The organism is Micromonospora sp. NBRC 101691 (assembly GCF_030269285.1).
In the GTDB taxonomy this organism is placed as follows: domain Bacteria; phylum Actinomycetota; class Actinomycetes; order Mycobacteriales; family Micromonosporaceae; genus Micromonospora; species Micromonospora echinospora.
Genome location: NZ_BSTB01000005.1, coordinates 168,952 through 189,965 on the forward strand (window position 1 = coordinate 168,952; position 21,014 = coordinate 189,965).

General features: G+C 72.5%; 16 protein-coding genes and 2 pseudogenes. 8 read left to right on the forward strand and 10 right to left on the reverse strand.

The genetic code is table 11. From position 1 onward, the window contains the following. Nucleotide 1: 1 nt before the first annotated feature. The 3 genes from QSK20_RS11380 to QSK20_RS11390 all read left to right on the forward strand — a co-directional run bounded on the left by QSK20_RS11380 (nucleotide 2) and on the right by QSK20_RS11390 (nucleotide 4,569). Complete coding sequence (locus QSK20_RS11380) at nucleotides 2-1,216, forward strand: acyl-CoA dehydrogenase family protein (protein ID WP_285788554.1); 1,215 nt, start codon at nucleotides 2-4, stop codon at nucleotides 1,214-1,216. 169 nt (nucleotides 1,217-1,385) lie between these two features. Then, nucleotides 1,386-2,948, forward strand: coding sequence for an AMP-binding protein (locus QSK20_RS11385; RefSeq protein WP_285788555.1), 1,563 nt, complete (start codon nucleotides 1,386-1,388; stop codon nucleotides 2,946-2,948). A gap of 73 nt (nucleotides 2,949-3,021) precedes the next feature. Further along, on the forward strand, nucleotides 3,022-4,569 hold the full coding sequence (locus tag QSK20_RS11390; protein ID WP_285788556.1) for a N,N-dimethylformamidase beta subunit family domain-containing protein: 1,548 nt from the start codon (nucleotides 3,022-3,024) through the stop codon (nucleotides 4,567-4,569). An 81-nt stretch (nucleotides 4,570-4,650) separates the two neighbouring features. On the opposite strand, the gene purD is transcribed toward QSK20_RS11390, so the two are convergent. Together purD and QSK20_RS11400 are read right to left on the reverse strand one after the other, a co-directional pair. Continuing rightward, nucleotides 4,651-5,898: a phosphoribosylamine--glycine ligase gene (purD, locus tag QSK20_RS11395; protein WP_285788557.1), complete on the reverse strand. Its 1,248-nt coding sequence runs from the start codon at nucleotides 5,896-5,898 to the stop codon at nucleotides 4,651-4,653. A gap of 117 nt (nucleotides 5,899-6,015) precedes the next feature. Then, nucleotides 6,016-7,305 (reverse strand): adenylosuccinate synthase, encoded by a 1,290-nt coding sequence (locus tag QSK20_RS11400; protein ID WP_285788690.1) that lies wholly within the window; start codon nucleotides 7,303-7,305, stop codon nucleotides 6,016-6,018. Nucleotides 7,306-7,430: 125 nt separating this feature from the next. On the opposite strand from QSK20_RS11400, the gene QSK20_RS11405 reads away from it, so the two are divergent. Continuing rightward, complete coding sequence (locus QSK20_RS11405) at nucleotides 7,431-8,462, forward strand: diacylglycerol kinase family protein (protein WP_285788558.1); 1,032 nt, start codon at nucleotides 7,431-7,433, stop codon at nucleotides 8,460-8,462. A gap of 1,196 nt (nucleotides 8,463-9,658) precedes the next feature. Next, nucleotides 9,659-11,059, forward strand: a pseudogene (locus tag QSK20_RS32245) (MinD/ParA family ATP-binding protein); the annotation flags it as partial. A gap of 63 nt (nucleotides 11,060-11,122) precedes the next feature. On the opposite strand, the gene QSK20_RS11415 reads toward QSK20_RS32245, so the two are convergent. Continuing rightward, nucleotides 11,123-11,551 (reverse strand): DUF3151 domain-containing protein, encoded by a 429-nt coding sequence (locus QSK20_RS11415; protein WP_285788559.1) that lies wholly within the window; start codon nucleotides 11,549-11,551, stop codon nucleotides 11,123-11,125. Between the two features lie 250 nt (nucleotides 11,552-11,801). Between QSK20_RS11415 and QSK20_RS11420 the strand changes: the two genes are divergently transcribed. Next, nucleotides 11,802-13,019, forward strand: a complete 1,218-nt coding sequence (locus QSK20_RS11420; protein WP_285788560.1) for an LOG family protein — start codon at nucleotides 11,802-11,804, stop codon at nucleotides 13,017-13,019. An 84-nt stretch (nucleotides 13,020-13,103) separates the two neighbouring features. On the opposite strand, the gene fbaA is transcribed toward QSK20_RS11420, so the two are convergent. Both fbaA and QSK20_RS11430 read right to left on the reverse strand, forming a co-directional pair. Then, complete coding sequence (fbaA, locus tag QSK20_RS11425; protein WP_285788561.1) at nucleotides 13,104-14,129, reverse strand: class II fructose-bisphosphate aldolase; 1,026 nt, start codon at nucleotides 14,127-14,129, stop codon at nucleotides 13,104-13,106. 308 nt (nucleotides 14,130-14,437) lie between these two features. Next, nucleotides 14,438-14,809, reverse strand: coding sequence for a phage holin family protein (locus QSK20_RS11430; protein ID WP_285788562.1), 372 nt, complete (start codon nucleotides 14,807-14,809; stop codon nucleotides 14,438-14,440). Between the two features lie 265 nt (nucleotides 14,810-15,074). On the opposite strand from QSK20_RS11430, the gene QSK20_RS11435 reads away from it, so the two are divergent. Beyond that, the gene (locus QSK20_RS11435; RefSeq protein WP_285788563.1) at nucleotides 15,075-15,287 is read left to right on the forward strand and encodes a hypothetical protein; all 213 of its coding nucleotides are present in this window, start codon (nucleotides 15,075-15,077) and stop codon (nucleotides 15,285-15,287) included. 293 nt (nucleotides 15,288-15,580) lie between these two features. Beyond that, a pseudogene (locus QSK20_RS11440) lies at nucleotides 15,581-16,282 on the forward strand (DedA family protein); the annotation flags it as partial. A gap of 1,110 nt (nucleotides 16,283-17,392) precedes the next feature. Here the strand turns inward: QSK20_RS11440 and QSK20_RS11445 are convergent. From QSK20_RS11445 to QSK20_RS11465, 5 genes are all read right to left on the reverse strand, one after another. After that, nucleotides 17,393-17,770, reverse strand: coding sequence for an ArsR/SmtB family transcription factor (locus tag QSK20_RS11445; RefSeq protein ID WP_076468717.1), 378 nt, complete (start codon nucleotides 17,768-17,770; stop codon nucleotides 17,393-17,395). 56 nt (nucleotides 17,771-17,826) lie between these two features. Next, nucleotides 17,827-18,366, reverse strand: coding sequence for an orotate phosphoribosyltransferase (gene pyrE / locus QSK20_RS11450; protein ID WP_088981259.1), 540 nt, complete (start codon nucleotides 18,364-18,366; stop codon nucleotides 17,827-17,829). Nucleotides 18,367-18,531: 165 nt separating this feature from the next. Then, the gene (locus QSK20_RS11455; RefSeq protein ID WP_285788564.1) at nucleotides 18,532-19,356 is read right to left on the reverse strand and encodes an SDR family NAD(P)-dependent oxidoreductase; all 825 of its coding nucleotides are present in this window, start codon (nucleotides 19,354-19,356) and stop codon (nucleotides 18,532-18,534) included. A gap of 10 nt (nucleotides 19,357-19,366) precedes the next feature. Continuing rightward, the gene (locus QSK20_RS11460) at nucleotides 19,367-19,972 is read right to left on the reverse strand and encodes a hypothetical protein (RefSeq protein ID WP_285788565.1); all 606 of its coding nucleotides are present in this window, start codon (nucleotides 19,970-19,972) and stop codon (nucleotides 19,367-19,369) included. Nucleotides 19,973-20,046: 74 nt separating this feature from the next. Next, entirely contained in the window at nucleotides 20,047-20,934 is an 888-nt protein-coding gene (locus tag QSK20_RS11465; protein ID WP_285788566.1) for a hypothetical protein, read from the reverse strand. Between the last annotated feature and the right edge of the window lie 80 nt (nucleotides 20,935-21,014).

Sequence of the window (21,014 nt, forward strand, 5' to 3'; positions counted from 1 at the left end):
CATGTCCGAGTTCTCGCTCGACCTGAACGAGGAACAGCGGGATCTCCGCGACTGGGTGCACGGCTTCGCCGCCGAGGTCGTGCGCCCGGCCGCAGCCGAGTGGGACGAGCGGGAGGAAACCCCGTGGCCGGTCATCCAGGAGGCGGCGAAGGTCGGCCTCTACGGCTTCGAGTTCCTCGTCACCTGCTTCGGCGACCCCACCGGCCTCTCCCTCCCGATCGCCAGCGAGGAACTCTTCTGGGGTGACGCCGGCATCGGGCTGAGCATCTTCGGCACCTCCCTCGCCGTCGCCGCCATCTACGGCTCCGGCACCCCCGACCAGCTCGTCGAGTGGGTGCCCCAGTGCTTCGGTGACCCGGAGTCCCCGGCCGTCGCCGCGTTCTGCTCCAGCGAACCCGAGGCCGGCTCCGACGTCGGCGCGATGCGCACCCGGGCGACCTACGACGAGGCCCGCGACGAGTGGGTGCTGCGCGGGCAGAAGGCGTACGCCACCAACGGCGGGATCGCCGGGGTGCACGTGGTCACCGCGTCGGTCGCCCCCGAGCTGGGCTCGCGCGGGCAGGCCGCGTTCGTCGTACCGCCGGACACGCCGGGACTGCACGCCACCCGGAAGCTGCGCAAGCTTGGCCTGCGCGCGTCGCACACCGCCGACGTCTTCCTCGACGAGGTACGCGTGCCCGGCCGCTGCCTGCTCGGCGGGCGGGAGGCCCTGCGGGAACGCCTCGACCGGGCCCGCTCCGGCCAGCGTGCCTCCGGACAGGCCGCGATGCGCACCTTCGAGCTCTCCCGTCCCACCGTCGGCGCGCAGGCGATCGGGGTGGCCCGGGCCGCCTACGAGTACGCCCTGGAGTACGCGAAGACCCGGGTCCAGTTCGGCCGACCGATCATCGAGAACCAGGCGGTGGCCTTCGCGCTGGCCGACATGAAGATGGAGATCGACGCGGCCCGTCTGCTGGTGTGGCGGGCCTCCTGGATGGGTCGCAACGACAAGCCGTTCGCCGCCGGTGAGGGCTCGATGTCCAAGCTCAAGGCGGGCGAGGTGGCCGTCGCGGTCACCGAGAAGGCGGTGCAGTTGCTCGGCGGCGCGGGGTTCCTCCGCGACCATCCGGTCGAGCGCTGGTACCGGGACGCCAAGATCTACACCATCTTCGAGGGGACGTCGGAGATCCAGCGGCTGGTGATCGCCCGCGCCATCTCCGGCATCCAGGTGCGCTGACCACCTCGGCGTTTTCCGGAGGCGGTCTGTCCGGTGGTAGCAGGGGACCCCTCCTCATCAAAATCCGGTAACAGGGGTCCCCTGCTACCAACCCAGCCGAAGTGCGGCGGAACAGCGAGGGGCGGAGCGGAAACAGCGGGGGCGGAGCAACGCGGGAAGGGAGCCGGGGATGGGTCTGCCGTTCGTCATCGCCACGCTGGCCCGGCGGGGGCTGCTCGCCCCCGGGGGGCCGGTCCGGGTCGCCGCCCAGCTCAACGCGCTGCGCCGGTGGGGTTTCAGCCTCGCCGGCGAGCTACGCCAGGCCGCTGCCCGGGACCCGCACCGGATCGCGGTCGTCGACGAACACGGCACCGGCACCAGCTACGCGACCCTGCTCGACCGCTCCGAACGGCTGGCCCGGGGACTGCGGTCGGGATTCGGGGTGCGCGGCGGCGACCGGGTGGGCGTGCTCTGCCGCAACCATGCCGGACTGATCGAGACGATGGTGGCGACCACCCTGCTCGGCGCGGACGCCGTCCTGGTCAACACCGGGCTCTCCACCGGTCAACTGGTCACCGTCGCCGAGGAGCAGCGGTTACGCGTACTGGTGCACGACGACGAGTTCGCCGACCGGATCCTCGGTCTTCCCGCCGGGGTGCAGCGGATCGACGAGCGGACGCACGCGGACCTGGTCGCCGGGGCGATGCCGGGCACCCTCGTCCCGCCGGCCCGGGGCGGTCGGACCATCGTGCTGACCTCCGGCACCACCGGCACGCCGAAGGGTGCCCGGCGGCCCACCCCGAACGGCTTCGGGCCGCTGGTGTCGATCGTCGACCGGATCCCGCTGCGGGTCCACGACCGCGTCCTGATCGCCGCGCCGCTCTTCCACACCTGGGGGTACGCCGCCCTCCAGGTGTGCTTCGCGCTGCGCGCCACCATCGTGCTGCACCGCCGGTTCGATCCGGCCGCGACGGTGGACGCCCTCGCCGGCCAGCGCTGCGACGCGCTGTTCGCCGTACCGGTGATGCTCCAACGGCTGCTGGAGGTCCCGCCGCCCCGGCCCCGCCCGCCGCTGCGGGTGGTGGCGGTGAGCGGGTCGGCGTTGCCCGGCGCGCTGTCCCACTCGTTCATGGACAGCTACGGCGACGTCCTCTACAACCTGTACGGCTCCACCGAGGTCTCCTGGGCCTCCATCGCCACCCCCGCCGACCTGCGTGCCCACCCGAACACGGCGGGCCGTCCGCCGCACGGCACCCGGGTGGCGATCGTCGACGGGGCCGGGCGGCCGGTGCCGCCGGGCCGGGTCGGGCGGATCCTCGTCGGTAACGAGATGCTCTTCGACGGGTACACCTCCGGTGCCGGACGCGAGCGCCACGACGGCCTGCTCGACACCGGTGACCTGGGACGGCTCGACACCGACGGGCGGCTCTTCGTCGACGGCCGCGCCGACGACATGATCGTCTCGGGTGGGGAGAACGTCTTTCCGTCCGAGGTGGAGGACCTGCTCGCCCGTCTTCCCCAGGTCCGCGAGGTCGCGGTGATCGGTGTCCCCGACGACGAATACGGCCAGCGTCTCGCCGCCTTCGTCAGCCTGCACCCCGGCGAGACCCTCGACCCGGAGGCGGTACGCGGGTACGTCCGCCACCACCTCGCCCGGTTCTCCGTCCCCCGGGACGTGACGTTCGTCGCGGCCCTGCCCCGGAACGCCACCGGCAAGGTCGTGACCAGGGAGCTTCGTCGTCTTCTCGACTGACCGTCGGCACGCTCCGTCCACAGTGGTATTTTCGGTCGCCTTCTCCCCCGTCCGGGAACGTCCAGGAGCTGCCATGGCCGGAGTTCGTCGCCGTCGTGCCCTCGGCCTGCTCGCCCTCGGTGCGTCCGCGGCGACCGCCGGCGCCCTCTGGCCCACGGCGTCCGACGACCGTCGGGTCGTCGCGGGACGACTCGGCCAGCCCGGCCGGAACTCCACCGGCTCCACCCGGTCCGCCGCGCCCGCCGGCCCCGTCCCGGTCGTCCGGGAGAACCAGGCGCCCGGCATCACCTGGCCGCCCACCGACGGCCGGCGTCCGGGCGCCGACGACCGCCGTCGGCAGATCCAGGGGTACGCCTCGGCGACCAGCGTCGCCCACGGCGAGACCATCGACTTCCATGTCGCGGTCGACCCGGCCGGGCCGTACCGGATCACGGTCGTCCGACTCGGCTGGTACGCCGGGGCGGGTGCCCGGGAACTGTTGACCAGCCCCGAGTTGCCCGGCGGGCCGCAGCCGCTGCCCGTGCCCCACCCGGAGACCGGGGCGCTGGTCTGCCGCTGGCCGGTCTCCTGGACGCTGCGCATCCCCGACGACTGGACCTCCGGGCTCTACCAGGCGATCTTCACCTCGGCCGAGGGCTGGCGGGCATACACCCCTTTCGTGGTGCGTGACGACCGCCGGGCCGCCGCGCTCTGCGTGGTGCTGCCGTTCACCACGTACCAGGCGTACAACCAGTGGCCGATGGACGGCACCGTCGGGCGGAGCCTCTACTACGGCTACCGGCACGGGGTGCTCGACTACGAACGGCGCTCCTTCGACGTCTCGTACGACCGCCCGTACGCGGGCGAGGGCTGGCCCAAGCACCTGGACCGCGACCACGACTTCGTCCGCTGGGCGGAGAAGCGGGGCTATGACCTGACGTACGCCACCACCGAGGACCTGCACAACGGTCGGCTCGCCCCGGCCCGGCACCGGGGTCTGGTGTTCTGCGGCCACGACGAGTACTGGTCCAGGGCGATGCGGATCGCGGCGGAACGCGCGGTGGCGGCCGGAACCAGTCTGGCCTTCCTCGCCGCGAACAGCGTCTACTGGCACGTCCGGCTGAGCCCCTCCGCCGACGGGCGACCCGAGCGGCTGGTCACCTGTTACAAGACGTCACCGGATCCGGGCACGGACGCGGCCGGCGCGACGACGCAGTGGCGGGCGGTCGCCCCGGACGGCAGCGACGCCGAACAGCGCCTGCTCGGAATCCAGTACAACGGCATCGTGGCGACCCCGCAGCCGCTGGTGGTCGCCGCCGCGGAGCACTGGTTCTGGGCCGGCTGCGGCGTGGCCGACGGGGACCGCATCCCCGGTCTGGTCGGTGGTGAGGCCGACGGCACCGTCGCGCGGAACCCGCGTCCCGCCGGGGTCACCGGGGTCACTCTCGGCACCGCCTCCTACCAGAACCGGTACCGGCAGCAGCGGACGCAGAGGACCCATCTGTACGAGACGCCCCAGGGTGGCGTGGTCTTCGCCGCCGGGACGCTCTTCTGGACGATGGCCCTGCACCGGAACGGACACCGCGACGAGCGGGTGGAGCGGGCCACCGCCAACCTGCTGGACCGCATGATCCGCAGCTGACCCGGCCGGAGGGCGGTCCGCCCCCGCCCCGGTCAGCCGTCCCAGCCCCGGTCAGCCCTCTCCGGTCGCGTCGTCCCGACCTCAGCCCGGTAGGCGCACCTCGCCGCGTACCGCCGCGTCGGCGATGTCGCTCCGGTGGTGCGAGCCGGGCAACTCCACCCCGGCGACCAGCGCGTACGCCGCGTCCCGGGCGGCGGCGAGGTCCGGGCCGGTGGCCGTACCGCAGAGGACCCGGCCCCCGGCCGAGAGCAACGCGCCGTCGTCGGCCCGGCGCGTGCCGGCGTGGATGACGCCCGGTCGCTCCGCACCGGTGATCACGTCGCCGGTGCGGGGCGTGCCGGGGTAGTTGGCGGCGGCCAGCACCACGGTCACCGCCGCACCGTCCCGCCAGCGCAGCGGCGGGTGCGCGGCGAGCGTGCCGGTGGCCGCCGCGTGCAGCAGCCCGCCGAGTGGCGACTCCAGCAGGGCGAGCACGACCTGGGTCTCCGGGTCGCCGAACCGGGCGTTGAACTCGATCACGCGGGGGCCGGCGGCGGTGATCGCCAGGCCGACGTAGAGCAGCCCGGCGAACGGGGTGCCCCGGCGGCGCATCTCCGCCAGGGTCGGGTGCACCACCTCCCGCATCACCTGCTCGACCAGGCCGGGCGGAGCCCACGGCAGCGGCGCGTACGCCCCCATACCGCCGGTGTTCGGGCCGGTGTCGCCGTCGCCGACCCGCTTGAAGTCCTGCGCCGGCAGCAGCGGCACCGCCGCCTCGCCGTCGGTCACCACGAAGAGGGACACCTCGGGCCCGGCGAGGTACTCCTCGACCACCACCCGCCCGCACTCGGCGGCGTGGGCCAGCGCGGCGGCCCGGTCGTCGGTGACCACCACGCCCTTGCCGGCGGCCAGCCCGTCGTTCTTGACCACGTACGGCGCGCCGAACTCGTCCAGCGCGCGGGCGGTGCCCGCCTCGTCGGCGCAGGTGTACGCGCGGGCGGTCGGCACCCCGGCGGCGATCATCACGTCCTTGGCGAACGCCTTCGACCCCTCCAGCCGGGCGGCCTCGGCGGACGGCCCGAAGCAGGCGACGCCCTTGGCGCGGACCGCGTCGGCGACCCCGGCGACCAGGGGCGCCTCCGGCCCGATCACCACCAGGTCGACGCCCTCCTCGACGGCCAACCCGGCCACGGCCGCCGGATCCGCGGTGTCGACCTGCCGAAGCTCCGCCACACCAGCGATCCCCGGATTACCCGGTGCCGCGATCAGTCGTTCGACGGACGGATCAGCCGCCAGCCCGAGCGCCAGCGCGTGTTCCCGCCCACCTGATCCCACAAGAAGTACCCGCACGGGCCCCGATCCTACCCATCCCACCTGCCGCCCTAGTTGATCAAGAGCAGCGGTCCGGATCTGCTGGTCCGGTGCCGCCACCTCCTGATCGACGGAGAGGTCCGGCGGGGCCGGGATTCAGGGCAGCAGCGGGTGGCGGTGGACGTTCTCCTCACGACCGGGACCGACGCCGACCACGCTGACCCGGGTGCCGCAGATCTCCTCGATGCGGGCGATGTAGCGGCGGGCGTTCTCCGGCAGCTCGTCCTCGGTCCGGGCCTTGGTGATGTCCTCCCACCAGCCGTCGAGCTCCTCGTAGATCGGAGTCGCGTGGTGGAAGTCGGTCTGCGTCATCGGCATGTCGTCGAACCGCTTGCCGTTGATCTCGTACCCGACGCAGATCGGCACCTTCGGCAGGCCGGTGAGCACGTCCAGCTTGGTGACGACCAGGTCGGTGACGCCGTTGAGACGGCAGGCGTACCGGGCGACCACCGCGTCGAACCAGCCGCACCGGCGCTCCCGGCCGGTCGTGGTGCCGTACTCGTGACCGACCTTGCGCAGGTGCTGGCCGTTGTCGTCGAAGAGCTCGGTGGGGAACGGACCGGAGCCGACCCGGGTGGTGTACGCCTTGCTCACCGCGATCACCTTGTTGATGGCGGTGGGCGGGATGCCGGCCCCGACACACGCCCCGCCGGCCGTCGGGTTCGACGAGGTCACGAAGGGGTACGTGCCGTGGTCCATGTCCAGCATGGTGGCCTGGGCACCCTCCAGCAGCACCGTCTCGCCCCGGTCCAGGGCGTCCCAGAGCATCACCCGGGTCTCGGCGATGTACGGCCGCAGCCGCTCGGCGTACGCGAGGTACTCCTCGACGGTGGCCTCGACGTCGATCGCCTTGCGGTTGTAGACCTTGAACAGGATCTGGTTCTTCTCGCGCAGCGCCAGTTCGAGCTTCTTGCGCAGGATGCCCGGGTCGAGCAGGTCCTGGAGACGGATGCCCATCCGGGCGACCTTGTCGCCGTACGCCGGGCCGATGCCCCGGCCGGTGGTGCCGATCCGGGACGAGCCGAGGTACCGCTCGACCACCCGGTCCAGCGCCCGGTGGTGCGGCATGATCAGGTGTGCGTCGCCGGAGATCCGCAGGCGGGAGACGTCGACACCCCGCTCGGCCAGGCCGTCGATCTCACCGAGCAGCACCTTCGGGTCGACCACCACGCCGTTGCCGATCACGATCATCGCACTGGGCGACAGCGCGCCGGAGGGCATCAGGTGCAGGGCGTACTTCTGGCCGTCGGGCGTGATCACCGTGTGGCCGGCGTTGTTGCCGCCCGAGTAGCGCACGACGTAGTCGACCCGCTCACCCAGCAGGTCGGTAACCTTGCCCTTGCCCTCGTCGCCCCACTGAGCACCGAGGAGCACGATCGCTGGCATCTTCACCGCCTCCAGGGGGCTCGGGTGCCAGGTGGCGACCGCGTGGCGAGCCCGAGGTGTCAGGCTAACAAGTGGTGGAGGCGCAGCCGGCAGGGGCTGCGTGACGAGGCAGGAGGCCCTCTTCCGTGTACGACGTGGTGCTGCTCACCCTCGGCTCGGAGCGTGACGCCGCCGGGGCGTGCGGTAGCGGTGGCGGCTGCTGCGGTACCGGCGAGACCGGTGCCGGCGGGAAGACCGGTGCCGAACCGGCCGACCACTGCGCGCCGGAGGCCGCCGGGCGCTGTGACACACCGCGCGTACCGGTGCTGGCCTGCGCGGACGCGCTTACCGAACGGGGTGCCCGGACGGAGGCGGTCACCGCCCGGTCGGACGCCGAGATCGACGAGGTGCTGGCCCGGCTCGACGCCCCGGCCCGTCCCGACGGCCTCACCTGGCCCGACCCGGACTCCAAGACCCGGCTGATCGTCGCCACGGCCAGTGACGCACAGTTGCGCGCCGTCGTGCGCCGACTCGTCCGCCGGTACGCTCCGCCGCCCAGCCGTCGCCCCGCCGACCTGGCCGGAAACCGTACGGTGCCGGACCTGCCCCCGGTCGGTGTCCTGCCGCTCGACCCGGCGCGGGCCACGACACAGCGTGACCTCGCGGCGCGACTCGGGCTGCCCCGGGACCCGGCTGCGGTGGCCGCCGCGGTGCTGGACGGTCCGGTGCGCCGCCTCGACCTGCTGCGCAACGACGGCGGCTCGGTGACCCTGGACGGGGCGCTGCTGGGCGCCTCGGACGAGTCCGGTCGGCCGCTCTACTGGCGGGGACGGGTGGAGGTCGACGACGCCATCCTGACCTCCGGGGACGATCCCCTGTTGGCCTGCGCGATCGGCAACGCCGGTGGGTACGCGCGACTCGACGGTCTCCCCCTGCTCACCGACCCGGACCCGACCGACGGCGTGGTCGAGGTGGCGGTGGCCGTTCCCGTGGTGGCCCGTACCCGGTTGGGCAGGAAGCGGGTCCGGTTCGAGGTACGCCGGGCCCGGGGCCGGGCGGTTGCCGTCGTGCCCCGGGACGAACGGGTGCCGTACCTCGACGACGGCGTCGAGGGCGAGCTGAACCGGAAGCGGTCCTGGTGGATCGAACCGGGAGCGTGGGCGGTCTACACGGCCTGATCGCCCTGTTCCGCACTGGATGGGCGACTTCCAGGGCCTATCCTCGGCACGAGGGGACAGGGGGAGGAACCGTGGTGCACGAGAACGCCAACCGGGTCCGTCTGCCGGGCCAGCAGGGGGGACCGGTCCCCGAACGGGACATCGAGCCGCTCTGGCCACCGGATCCGGCCCGGCCCGACACCGACCCGGAGAGCCGGACTCCCGCCCGGCGCTGGACGCCGACCGAAACTCCGGCTGGCCCGATCCCGGCGGCCGGTGGAGCAGTTGCCCGACCGACGTCCCGGGCGACACCTCCGACGACCGGCGAGGCCGCGACAGCGGACGACCCGACGGTGTGGGCACCGGACGGACATCCCGGCTGGCATCCGGTACCACCGTCGACCGGAACCCCGCTCGGCGCGGCCCCGCCCGACGGCGGCCCGAACGGCGCAGCAGTGGAGGGCGCTCCGGTCGACCGCGTCCCGGTCGACGGCACGGACGACGCTCCGCCCCGCCCGGCGGACGCCACGCCCACCCGCGGCGCCGACGACGCTCCGCCCGGCCGCGCGGGCGGCGCCCCCACCCGCGGCACCGACGGCACTCCGCCCGGCCGCGCGTCGAGCGGCCGCCCGGGCGGTGCGGCGGCAGCCGGCGATCCGGCGCGCGACGGCTCGGACGGTGGAGCGGTGCCCGGCGGCGGACGCCCCGACCCGACCCGCCCGGCGGCCGGGCCACGACCCCAGGCGGACTCGCCGTGGGCGTACCCGCCGCAGCGGTCGCACAACGCGCCGGTCGATGCCGACCAGCCGCCGGTGCCCCGTCAACAGCAGTCCGACGGCGGCGGCGTCCCCGGCTGGTACCCGTTGCCGGCGCCCCCGGTGAGCGGTGGTCCGCTGCCGCCCGGCAGCCACCCGGCCAGGCCAGCCGACGTGCCGCCGGCCGACGGTGGCAGCACGACAGCCGACCCGACGCCGACCGGCCTCGCGGATGCCGCTGGCGCTGCGCCGGCCGGCCTCGCGGACACGGCTGGCACTAAACCGACCGTTGGCACCGCGCCGGGCACCACCGCTCCTCCGCCGCTCGGTCACACTCGGCCGCACGCCGGACTGCCGACTGACCACGCGGTGCCGACAGCGGAGGCAGCGCCGGCGGGCACCGGGGTTCCGGCCGACCGCCTCGCGCCGACGGACCAATCTGGACCAGCGGACGCAGGCGGGCCGACGGATGTGGGCGGACCAGCAGGCGCGGGCGGACCAGCAGGCGCGGGCGGACCAGCCAACAGATTCGGACCCGAGCCGCCGAACCTTCCGCCGCACGTGCACCAGTTCCACGGTGGGGCGTACCACGTCGACGAGCAGCCGGCCGAGCCGGGCGACGCGACCTGGACGAACGGGCAGGTCGGCCCGCCGGGCGGAGCGTACCCGGGCAACGGTGACCCCACCTTCGCGCCGGCCGACGGCCCGCCCCCGTCCGGCTGGGCGCCGCTACCGGCGGCTACGCCGCCCGGCTGGCCGGTGAGCGGCGGCTGGGCCACCGCCGCCGCCCCGGGTCCGGTCGCCTCGAACCCACCGGCCGGCCAGCACTATCCGGCTCCCGCCCAGCCGGACGGGTTGACGGCGGAGCCCGTCCCGTCCCGGGTACCGACGACACCCGCGAGCTACTCGGAACCGCTCTGGTCGGACGGAGCGACGCCGACCGCCGAGGACTTCGCCCGACGGCGGCAGGCCCGCCCGGCCGACCCGGTGGCGACCATGGGCGTACGGGCCGTGCTGAACCGTACGACCCTGGGTCTGGTCAAACTTCCACCCGGGCGGCACGAGCAGGAGGTCAAGCACGACATCGAGATGGTCCGCCGCAACTTCGGCGGCCTCCGTCAGGTGACGGTGGTCAACCCGAAGGGCGGCGCCGGCAAGACGGTGGCGATCCTGCTGCTCGCCATGACCTTCGGCCAGAAGCGCGGTGGCTACGTGCTGGCCTGGGACAACAACGAGACCCAGGGGACCCTGGGGATGCGGGCCCAGCAGGACTTCCACGCCCGGACGGTCCGGGACATGCTGCGTGACCTCGCCCAGTTCCAGGGCGCGCACGGGCGGGTCGGCGACCTGTCACAGTACGTACGGTCCCAGGGCGAGGGGATGTTCGACGTACTGGCCTCGGACGAGTCGGCGACCGGCGGCGAGATGCTGACCGCCTCGGCGTTCGCCGAGATCCGGGACGTGGTGAGCCGGTTCTACAAGCTGATCTTCGTGGACACCGGGAACAACGTCCGGGCACAGAACTGGCAGGCCGCGATGGACGCGACCGACCAACTGGTGGTCACGATGTCCGCCCGGAACGACTCGGCGGAGACCGCCGCGCGGATGCTCGACCACCTGGAGCAGAGCGGGCGGCAGCGACTGGTACGGCAGGCGGTGACGGTGGTGTCGATGCCACCGTCCCGGAAGGAGATCGACCTGCCGGCGATCCAGGAACACTTCGCGGCCCGGACCAGGGCGGTGCTGCTCGCGCCATACGAGCGGTTGATCGACACCGGTGAGCCGATCCGGTACGGGCAGCTCTCCTCGGCGACCCGGGACGCCTGGTTGAAGATCGCAGCCGCGGTCGCCGAAGGGCTCTGAGCGGGTGCCTGCAGGGGACCCCTGCTACTCGAAAAGCGGTAACAGGGGTCCCCTGCTACCACCTCAGTCGCTGGCGAGGGCGTCGCCGGCAGCCGGGTCGCAGTCGCGGAGGAACTGGGCGCAGCGAGCGGCCTCGTCCGCCTCGCCGATCTCGTCGGCCGCCCTGGAGAGCACGTACAGGCAACGGAGGAAGCCCCGGTTCGGCTCGTGCGACCACGGCACCGGACCGTGCCCGCGCCATCCGTTACGCCGGAGCTGGTCCAGGCCCCGGTGGTAGCCGGTCCGCGCGAACGCGTACGCCGGGACGACCTGGCCCTGCGCGAGTGCCCGGGTGGCCAGCACGGCCCAGCCCGCGCTGAAGGTCGGGAAGCGGGCCGCCACCTTGGCGTACGCCTCGTCGGTGTCCGCCTCGTGGGCGGCGGCCAGCGTTGCCTCGGCCTCGTCGTTGACGGGCAGGAGGGTGGCCGGTGGCTCAGGCAAGAGGTTCTGCATCGTCTCATTCAACCCGCTTCGTCGGCCGGGCCGCGAGCGGGTCCGGCCAGGTCGTCGGCTGAACGGCTGAGGTCCGGCCACGCCTGTGGCCCATGTCGACCACTGTTCACCTCGACTACAAATGATGTTCCGGAGCCTCCCCAGGAACCGGTTTCACGAGAGCCCGGTGACCCTGGTCGCCGGGCTCTCGCCGTGCGGGTGGCGACGGCGGTTGGTTTGACCGGTTGACCGGGCTGGGCACGATGATCTCGTGCCGACCCCACCGCCCGCGGACGTCATCGAGCCGCACACCGCCCCCGACGAGATCGAGACCCGCACCGCCTTCGACCGACGGCTCGTCACCGGCAGTCTGGCCGGGCTGACCGTGCAGGGACTCCGTCTCGACCTGGATCCCGTACCCGATCTGACCGGCACGGACGTCGCCGGAACACTCTTCGTCGGCTGCCGGTTCGCCTCCCGCGAGGTCGGCGCGGACCTGGTCCGACGGGGTGCCAACGTGGTGCCGCCCTTCTCCGGGCTGCCCTATCCGACCCAGCCGTCGCACCTCTACACCCCGGAGGAACTGGCTGCCGGCTTCGTCGAGGGCGGCTTCGCCACGATGTACGACACCCGGGTGTACGAGCACTTCCGGGCGCACGGCGGTGCGCTGCCGGACGTGAAGGAGGCACTCGGCCAGCGGCTGCACGACCACGGCGTGGACAACGCGCTCGCCGACGCCACCCGGGCCTGGCTCGCCACGCACGGGCCGCAGTCGGTGGTGGGCGTCATGGGCGGACACGCGGTGGCACGGGGCAGCGTGCCGTACCGGATGGCGGCGATGCTCGGCTGGGAACTGGCGCGGGCCGACCGGCTGGTCGTCACCGGTGGTGGCCCGGGGGTGATGGAGGCGGCGAACCTCGGCGCGTACCTCTCCTCCCACCCGGCGGAGGCGTTGGCGACGGCGATCGACCTGCTCGCCACCGCACCGGACTTCACCGACCACGACCGGTACACCGCGGTGGCTCTGGACGTGCGCCGGCGCTACGCCCCGACCGAGGGTCTGCCCTGCTCGCCGGGGGAACTGTCCAGCCTGGACTGGGCCCGCACCGGCGGGTTGGCCATCCCCACCTGGCTCTACGGGCACGAGCCGGCGAACCTCTTCGCCGGGAAGATCGCGAAGTACTTCTCGAACGCGATCCGGGAGGACACCATCCTGCGGCTCGCGCGGGGCGGAATCGTCTTCGCGCCGGGTCGGGCCGGCACCGTGCAGGAGGTCTTCCAGGCGGCGACGAAGACGTTCTACGGCACCGACGGCGCCAGCGGGGCGTACGTCTTCCTGGACCGGGAGTACTGGACCCGGGAGCTGCCGGTGGAATCGTTGCTGCGCCCGCTGCTGGCGGCGTCGCCGTTCGGGGACCTCTCCGGCACGATCCACCTCACCGACGACGTCGCCGAGGCGGCTCGCGCCCTGATCGGCGCTCCCGCCTGAGGTGCGAGCAGGGGTCCCCTGTTACTCGGAAACGAGTAACAGGGGACCCCTGCTACCACCAGACGCCGGGCGATCCCGGTGCGACTACTTGGCGAGCGTGGTGCCCGTCGAGCGGAGGTGCTCGCAGGCCTCGACGACCCGGGCGGCCATGCCGGCCTCGGCGGCCTTGCCCCAGACCCGCGGGTCGTACAGCTTCTTGTTGCCGACCTCGCCGTCGACCTTCAGCACGCCGTCGTAGTTGCGGAACATGTGGTCGGCGACCGGGCGGGTGAAGGTGTACTGCGTGTCGGTGTCGATGTTCATCTTGACCACGCCGTAGTCGAGCGCCTCACGGATCTCCGAGAGCAGCGAGCCGGAGCCACCGTGGAACACCAGGCTGAGCGGCTTCTCCTTGCCGTACTTCGCGCCGACCGCCTCCTGGATGTTCTTCAGCACCTCGGGACGGAGCTTGACGTTGCCCGGCTTGTAGACGCCGTGCACGTTGCCGAAGGTCAGCGCCGCCATGTAGCGGCCCTTCTCGCCGAGGCCGAGCGCCTCGACCATGGCCAGGCCGTCCTCGACGGTGGTGTAGAGCTTGTCGTTGATGGCGTTCTCGACGCCGTCCTCCTCGCCGCCGACCACGCCGACCTCGATCTCCAGGACGATCTTGCCCTGGGCGGCCTCGGTGAGCAGCTGCTCGGCGATCTCCAGGTTCTCCGCGACCGGCACGGCCGAGCCGTCCCACATGTGCGACTGGAACAGCGGCTCCTCGCCCCGGGCCACCCGCTCCTTGGAGATGGCCATGAGCGGCCGGACGAACTTGTCCAGCTTCTCCTTGGGGCAGTGGTCGGTGTGCAGGGCGATGTTGACCGGGTAGTTCTTGGCCACCTCGCGGGCGTACGCGGCGAACGCGGCGGCACCGGTGACCATGTCCTTGACGGTCGGGCCGGAGAGGTACTCGGCGCCACCGGTCGAGACCTGGATGATGCCGTCGCTCTCCGCGTCGGCGAAGCCCTTCAGCGCGGCGTTGAGGGTCTGTGAGGACGTCACGTTGATGGCGGGGTACGCGTACCGACCGGCCTTGGCACGGTCCAGCATCTCCGCGTAGACCTCAGGGGAAGCGATGGGCATGTCAAACGCTCCTTAACTACCGCTCTCGGCCGTGCCGGCCGACTGTCTTCCATGGCTGCGAGACCGCGCTGTCCTCCGCGGAAAGTATCCCGTAGCCGGCCGGTGCGGACACAACCGACCCGGAAGCCGCCCGGATCGTCGGACCTGTCCCGTCCTGTGGCCCGGTTCCCCGGCCGCCCCGGCACCAGCGGCAGCACAGTAGGACGGCACGCAGAACGGCGGCACCAGGCGACGGCCACCGGACGGCCGCCGGGCAGCGGCCGGGCAGCGGCCGGGCAGCGGCCGGGCAGCGGCCGGGCAGCACCGGATCACCGTTCCCGGACGACGACGCTGATCAGCCAGCTCACCACCGCCACCACGATCGCTCCCCAGAAGGCCGGCCAGAAGCCGTCCACCTGGAACGGCAGGTCGAGTCCGCTGGCGATCCAGTCCGTCAGCAGGAAGAGCAACGCGTTGACCACCAGCGCGAACAGGCCCAGGGTCAACAGGTAGAACACGCAGCCCACGACCTGGATCACCGGTTTGAGCACCGCGTTGACCACACCGAAGATCAGCGCCACCACGAGCAGGGTCAGCGCGGTGTTCACACCGGACCGGCCGCCCACCTCGACGCCGGGCACGATCAGGGTGGCGACCCAGAGCGCCACCGCGCTGGTGACGAGGCGGATCAGGAAGCCCACGGCCTCATCCTGGCACCGGCGAGGACGGCCGGTGGACCAATCCGCCGACTCGCCCCGACCGGCCGTCCGACCGGCCCCGGCCCGGACCGCCGCCGGAGCCGCCGCCGGCCGCCGCCGACCGGTTCGGCCCGGACCGCCGCTCCGCTCGACCGGCGCGGATCGGTGGGAGATCGGCACGGACCGTTTGAGGCCGCTCGCGGGTGGGCAGGAGTGTCAGCCCGTACGGTGTTCTCTAGAAGAGCCGGCGCGATGCGAAGGAGGGACGATGGGTCAGCCCGACGAGGAGTTCACCCCTGGTGATCACCTCACCCCCGACGAGCGGGATCCGGAGGCGTCGCCCGCCGACGCGGTGGAGCAGGCGACGACGGTCGTCCCGGACGACGGCGACACCGAACCGCACCGGGGTCTGGAGGTCGCCGACTGGGACGCGGTGGAACAGGCGCGGGTGGTCGCGGTCGACGAGGACGACTACCGCTGAGGCGCGGACGACTACCGCTGAGTCGTACCGGATGACCTCCGCCTGACCCGCCCCCGTCCGGGCCGGGACGTCTTCCCGCCTCGGACGGTACGGAACAGTGCCCCGCCCGCCGGACGTCGGCGGGACGCCGTCCGGTCGAGGTCCGGTCGCCGCGCCGGCACCACCGGTGGTGGTGCCGACAGTCGGCCGGCGGCGTCCAGCGTCGGGGCCGTTCGATGCCACCTAGACTTACCGGGTGCCGTCGCCGGTGGCGTTCCCGCCACCCCCAACTGGCAGATCCCGGAGGTCACCTCGTGCCGACGCCCACCACCACCCTGGCCCTGGGGCCGGAATGGCTCGACCCGGAGTGGTTGATTTCGACGTTCGGGTTGCTCGGCATCCTGGCCATCGTCTTCGCCGAGTCCGGCCTGCTGATCGGGTTCTTCCTGCCGGGTGACTCGCTGCTGTTCACCGCCGGCCTGCTCACCGCCGACGGCAAGTACATCACCTACCCACTGTGGCTGGTCTGCCTGTTGATCACCCTCTCGGCGATCGCCGGTGACCAGGTCGGCTACGCCTTCGGGCGCAAGGTCGGACCGGCGCTGTTCCGTCGGCCCAACTCCAGGCTGTTCAAGCAGGAGAACGTCCTCAAGGCACACGAGTTCTTCGAGAAGTACGGCGCCCGCTCGATCGTGCTGGCCCGGTTCGTGCCGATCGTGCGGACCTTCACCCCGATCGTGGCCGGGGTCAGCCGGATGGACTACCGCACCTTCGTGATCTACAACGTGGTCGGCGGCATCCTCTGGGGCACCGGGGTCACCGTGCTCGGCTACTTCCTCGGGCAGATCCCGTTCGTCAAGGCGAACATCGAGATGATCCTGATCGGCATCGTGGTGCTCTCGGTGGTCCCGATCGTCATCGAGCTGCTCCGGGCGCGGATGGCGGCGAAGCGTGGCACCACCCCGGAGGAGAAGGCCGCCGCCGAGGAGGCCGTCCGGGAGACCCGCGAGCACTACGCCGACCAGCAGTCGCCGTACGGCGGGCAGTCGTACCCGGCCGAGGGCGGGCAGCCGTACGGTGACCGGTCCCAGCCCGGCGGCGGTCAGGTCTACGGAGGCACCCAGCAGCACCGGGGCGGCCAGGTCTACGGAGGCGGCCAGCAGTACGGCGGACAGCCGTACCGGGAGGACCCGCAGCCCTACGGGGGCCAGCCGCACCAGGGTGGCGAGCCGTACCGGGGCGGGCAGTACCAGAGCGAGCAGCCGTACCAGGGTGGCGGTCAGCAGCAGTCCTACGGCGACACGTCGTACGGTGGGCAGGGGCAGTACCACGGCGGCCCGCAGTCCGGATACGACAACGCCCCATCGGGATATGACAGCGCCCCGTCCGGATACGGCGCACAGCAGCCGTACGGGGGCGGGCAGCCGGGATACGGCGGGAGTCCGCAGGCGTACGACGCCTCCCGGTCCTACGGCGACGCGCAGACCCGCCAGCCCTACGGCGACGAGCAGACCCGGTGGACCGGTCAGCCCTACGGCGGCGAGCAGTCCTACCGCGACGAGCAGCACCAGGGCCACGGGCAGCCGTACGAGGAGCGGCCGGCACCGCCGCCCTACGGCGGCCAGCCTCACCAGGGCGGTCAGCAGTACGGCCGCCACTGAGCGCCGTACCGGCCGTTCCCGGAGTCGGGCCCTACCGGCCGGCACCGGGAACGGCCACCGGTGAGGCCCGGTTTGCCGGGTCCTCTCCGGCGGCTGCCGTCAACCCTGGGGCGCACGGCGAGGCGCCGTGGTCGACGTGAGTCGACGCCACCCGCCTGGACGACGCCCCGAACTCCGGACCCGTTGCGCCGGTATGTGTGCACCGCACGGGAACATCACGCGCGCCGCACGGGGCCGGTCAGGGGCTCACCCGCGACGGCGCACAGGAGCAGACCGCGAGCCGGTCGGGACATCGGCCCGTCGGGCACACCCGTTCGTCACAGGTGGCCGGGGACCGTCCCGACCGGCGGCGGGCATTCCGACGACGGCCGCCGGGTTCCGACGGCCGGTCGGTACCGCACCGGTCGAACCCTCCCAGTTGCCTGGTGCCTCCCCCTCAGGAGCGACACCAGACGACCGGGACGGTCAGCGAGCCTTCTTGGTGGCGCGCTTACGGGGCGGGGTCAGCAGGTCGGCGATCGTGGCGATCGCGGTCGGCACCAGCCGGTAGTACGCCCACACGCCGCGCTTCTCCCGCTCCAGCAAGCCGGCCTCGGTGAGGATACGCAGGTGGTGGCTGACCGTCGGCTGCGAGAGGCCGAGGGGCGCGGTCAGGTCGCAGACGCACGCCTCGCCCTCGGGAGCCGACTGGATCAGGCTGAGCAGCCGCAGCCGCGCGGGGTCGGCGAGGGCCTTGAGGACCCCCGCGAGCCGCTCGGCATCGGCACGTTCGATCGGCTCGCCGGCAAGCGGCGAGATCTGAGGCATAGTCATTTCAGCCAACGCAGTTCCCACGTTTTCCATCCTTCCACCAGCAGCATCGAAACGCCTGCATATCCGCAATCCGAATCGGCAAACTTTTAGGCCACAAGGCCGAGGTCAGCCAACGTATAGGCCGCCCGGTAGGCCAGTCCGGCTGCTTGCACGGCGTCACCGGCGCCTCGATCAACAATAACCGCTACTCCGACGACCTCAGCCCCCGCCTCACGTAACGCTTCAACTGCGGTGAGTACACTCCCACCGGTCGTTGAGGTATCTTCCACCGCCAATACCCGACGCCCGGATACTTCAGGCCCTTCGATGCGGCGTTGCAGCCCGTGCGCCTTACCTTCCTTGCGCACCACGAAGGCGTCGAGCGGTCGTTCCCTCGCCGCTGCGGCGTGCAGCATCGACAGAGCGACCGGGTCGGCGCCCAGGGTCAGGCCACCGACCGCGTCGAACTCCCAGTCGGCGGTGAGATCCAGCAGGACGCGCCCCACCAGCGGAGCGGCCTGGTGATGGAGCGTGACGCGACGCAGATCGACGTACCAATCCGCCTCGCGTCCCGAGGAGAGCACCACCCGCCCATGGACCACGGCCAGGTCGGAGATGAATTTACGCAGGTCGTCGCGGTCCCCCATGGCGCACAAGGGTACTGCTCAAGTCTGGGAGCCGTGGGTCGGGTCCACCCCCGGTCAGCCCTGCGGGCGACGACGAGTGGCGATGTTCACTTACTCTGCGCGACGGCCTCGCGGTTCCGGGTGACCGTCGGGGGATCGCGCCTGGTCCGTCCGGGTCGCCTGCGGTCAGCGACCGCCGCGTCCGACGAGGACCTTGGTGCTCCGGGTGAGTCGGTGCAGCAGTCGCTGCGGGGTGTGTCGCAACGCCACCACCGCAAGCTTGTACTTCCAGTCGGGCACGCTCACCAGTCGACCTTTTCGCAGGTCGCGTAGGCCATCGTCGATGACCGCGTCGGCGTCGAGCCAGATCCAGCCCGGCATCGACGAGGTGTTGATGCCGGCCCGCTGGTGGAACTCGGTGCGCGTGAAACCCGGGCAGAGGGCCATCACCCGTACGCCGTAGGGCCGCGCGGCCTGCCCCACCGACTCGCTGAAGTTGGTCACCCAGGCCTTCGTGGCGGAGTAGGTCGAGCCGGCTTCGAGCGCACCGAACCCCGCGACGGAAGAGACATTAATCACTGCGCCAGCGCGTCGCTCCGTCATCGTCGGGAGCACCGCGTGGGTCAGCCGCATCACCGCAGAGACGTTCAGCCGCAGCAGGCGGGCCTCGTCCTCGACCATGGTCCGTAGGAAGGACCGGGTGAGCGCGATCCCGGCGTTGTTGACCAGCAGGTCGACCGGGCGGCCCTCGGTCAGTCGCCGCTCCACGGCGACGCAACCGTCCTCAGTGGAGAGGTCGGCCGGCAGGGTCTCCACCGACCGGCCGTGCCGCTCGGTCAGCTCGGTGGCGAACCCGTCGAGTCGGGTCGCGTCCCGGGCGACCAGGACGAGGTCGTACCCGTCCCGGGCCAGCCGCCGGGCGAACGCCGCACCGATGCCGGCTGTCGCCCCGGTGACCACCGCGAGCGGGTCGGTACGGCCGGAGGCAACCGGGTCGGGCGTCGCGGGCACGGGCGGATCCTCACCTGGGCGGAACGGGGGCGGCGAACTGTCGTGGCGCGGGCCGGGAAGCCGGCCGTTGCCGGTGGTGGGCGTTCACCGACGGCAGGGCCAGCAGCACGGCTACCACAAGGTAACCGAGCACCTGACCGATCGAAAGCCCCGCGTTGAGCGGGACCCAGCCGTTCGGATAGGCCTCGGTGAGAGCGTTCAGCAGCACGGCGGCGGTGCGTTCGTCGGCACCCAACCGGAACGGGGTGAACCGCTGCGCGATCACGAGGGCCAGCGCACCGCAGCCGGCGAGCAGGCCGAGCCCGCAGACGACCCAGGTCGCCACCCGCGTCCCGGCACGCCCGGCGAGCAGGCCGAGGGCGAGCGCGACGAGCAGCGCCCCGACCGCCACCGCGAGCACCGCGGTCAGCACCGTGGTCGTCCGCACCAGCGTCACCACGCCGTCGACCGCGCCCCGGTCGGGGGCGTCCATGGTGGCGGAGCGGAACCGCGCGACGGTGCCGTCCACGGTCAACAGACCGGCGACCGCGTACGCGACCCCGACGGTCGCCATGGTGACGAGCAGCCCGGCGGCGAACCCGACCACGGGCGGTCGCCGGGGTGGCTGTTCCGACACGAGACGATCCCTCCGGGTAGGCGTCGCGTTGCAACCTACTCGGAGGGATCGTCGTACGTCCCGCTTATCGGCGGTCAGCTAGCCGACGGCGGCCGGTCACCCGGCGGGTTGTGGTCGCCGGAGGGGCCGCCGGGCTCGCCGGCCGGCGGCTGCTCCGGCTGGCCGGTGCCGGAGGGCGGAGAGTAGCCCGGTGCGGGCGGGTAACCCGGCTCGCCGGACGGGGTCTGACCCGGGTGGCCCGGGGTCGACGGGTAGCCCGGCTGCCCCGAGGGGGTCTGACCCGGGTAGCCCGGGGCGGGCGGGTAGCCCGGCTGGCCCTGGGGCGGGTAGCCCGGCGTCCCCGACGACGGGTAGCCGGGGTAGGCGCCGGGAACCGGGGGCTCCCAGGCCGGCTGCTGCTTGCGGAAGAACTGGTTCGACGCGGGCAGGGCCAGCAGCACCAGGGCGGCGATCAGCGCGAGCACCGCGACCACGTTGGCCAGCGTGCTGACCGGGTAGTACCAGGACGGCAGGGCCTCCTCCAGCCGGCGGGCGATCTCCTCCTGGCTGGGCATGTCGGCGCTGGAGCCGCCGACCGGGCCGCTGATCGACCCGGCCGCACCGCTGATCAGAGTGCCGCCGCTGCAGCAGAGCAGGATCCCGCCGACCACCCAGGTGGTGATCCGGGCGCCGTTCTTCCCCCGGTTGTTGAGCACGGCCAGCACCACCAGCCCCACCGCCAGGAGCAGGGTGACGATGCCCGCGCCGACGGTGACGACGGTGGTGAAGTCGGCGATCGCGTCCATCCCGTTGACCGAGCTGTCGCGGTACGCGTCCTCCAGCACCCGACGGGTGTCGCCGAGGGTGGCGAGGGTGAGGATCAGGTTGATCACCTGGATGACGGCCACCAGGATCAGCAGGTAGCTGGATATCGTCACGCTGCCCGGGCGCACCCGGGCCGGGGTGCTGTGGGTTTCGGCCACGACTCTCCTTCCCTTGGATCGCCACCACACCGTAACGGCATTCCGCCAGCCGTACGGGACGGACGGGACGGACCCGCCGG

What these genes read in the sequence shown, in the direction of transcription:
- QSK20_RS11415 (WP_285788559.1), bottom strand. Translation starts at nt 11,551, where the DNA reads ATGCAGAACCTCTTGCCTGAGCCACCGGCCACCCTCCTGCCCGTCAAC.
- QSK20_RS11445 (WP_076468717.1), bottom strand. Translation starts at nt 17,770, where the DNA reads ATGGAAAACGTGGGAACTGCGTTGGCTGAAATGACTATGCCTCAGATC.
- pyrE (WP_088981259.1), bottom strand. Translation starts at nt 18,366, where the DNA reads ATGGGGGACCGCGACGACCTGCGTAAATTCATCTCCGACCTGGCCGTG.
- QSK20_RS11380 (WP_285788554.1), top strand. Translation starts at nt 2, where the DNA reads ATGTCCGAGTTCTCGCTCGACCTGAACGAGGAACAGCGGGATCTCCGC.
- fbaA (WP_285788561.1), bottom strand. Translation starts at nt 14,129, where the DNA reads ATGCCCATCGCTTCCCCTGAGGTCTACGCGGAGATGCTGGACCGTGCC.
- QSK20_RS11385 (WP_285788555.1), top strand. Translation starts at nt 1,386, where the DNA reads ATGGGTCTGCCGTTCGTCATCGCCACGCTGGCCCGGCGGGGGCTGCTC.
- QSK20_RS11390 (WP_285788556.1), top strand. Translation starts at nt 3,022, where the DNA reads ATGGCCGGAGTTCGTCGCCGTCGTGCCCTCGGCCTGCTCGCCCTCGGT.
- QSK20_RS11400 (WP_285788690.1), bottom strand. Translation starts at nt 7,305, where the DNA reads ATGCCAGCGATCGTGCTCCTCGGTGCTCAGTGGGGCGACGAGGGCAAG.
- QSK20_RS11435 (WP_285788563.1), top strand. Translation starts at nt 15,075, where the DNA reads ATGGGTCAGCCCGACGAGGAGTTCACCCCTGGTGATCACCTCACCCCC.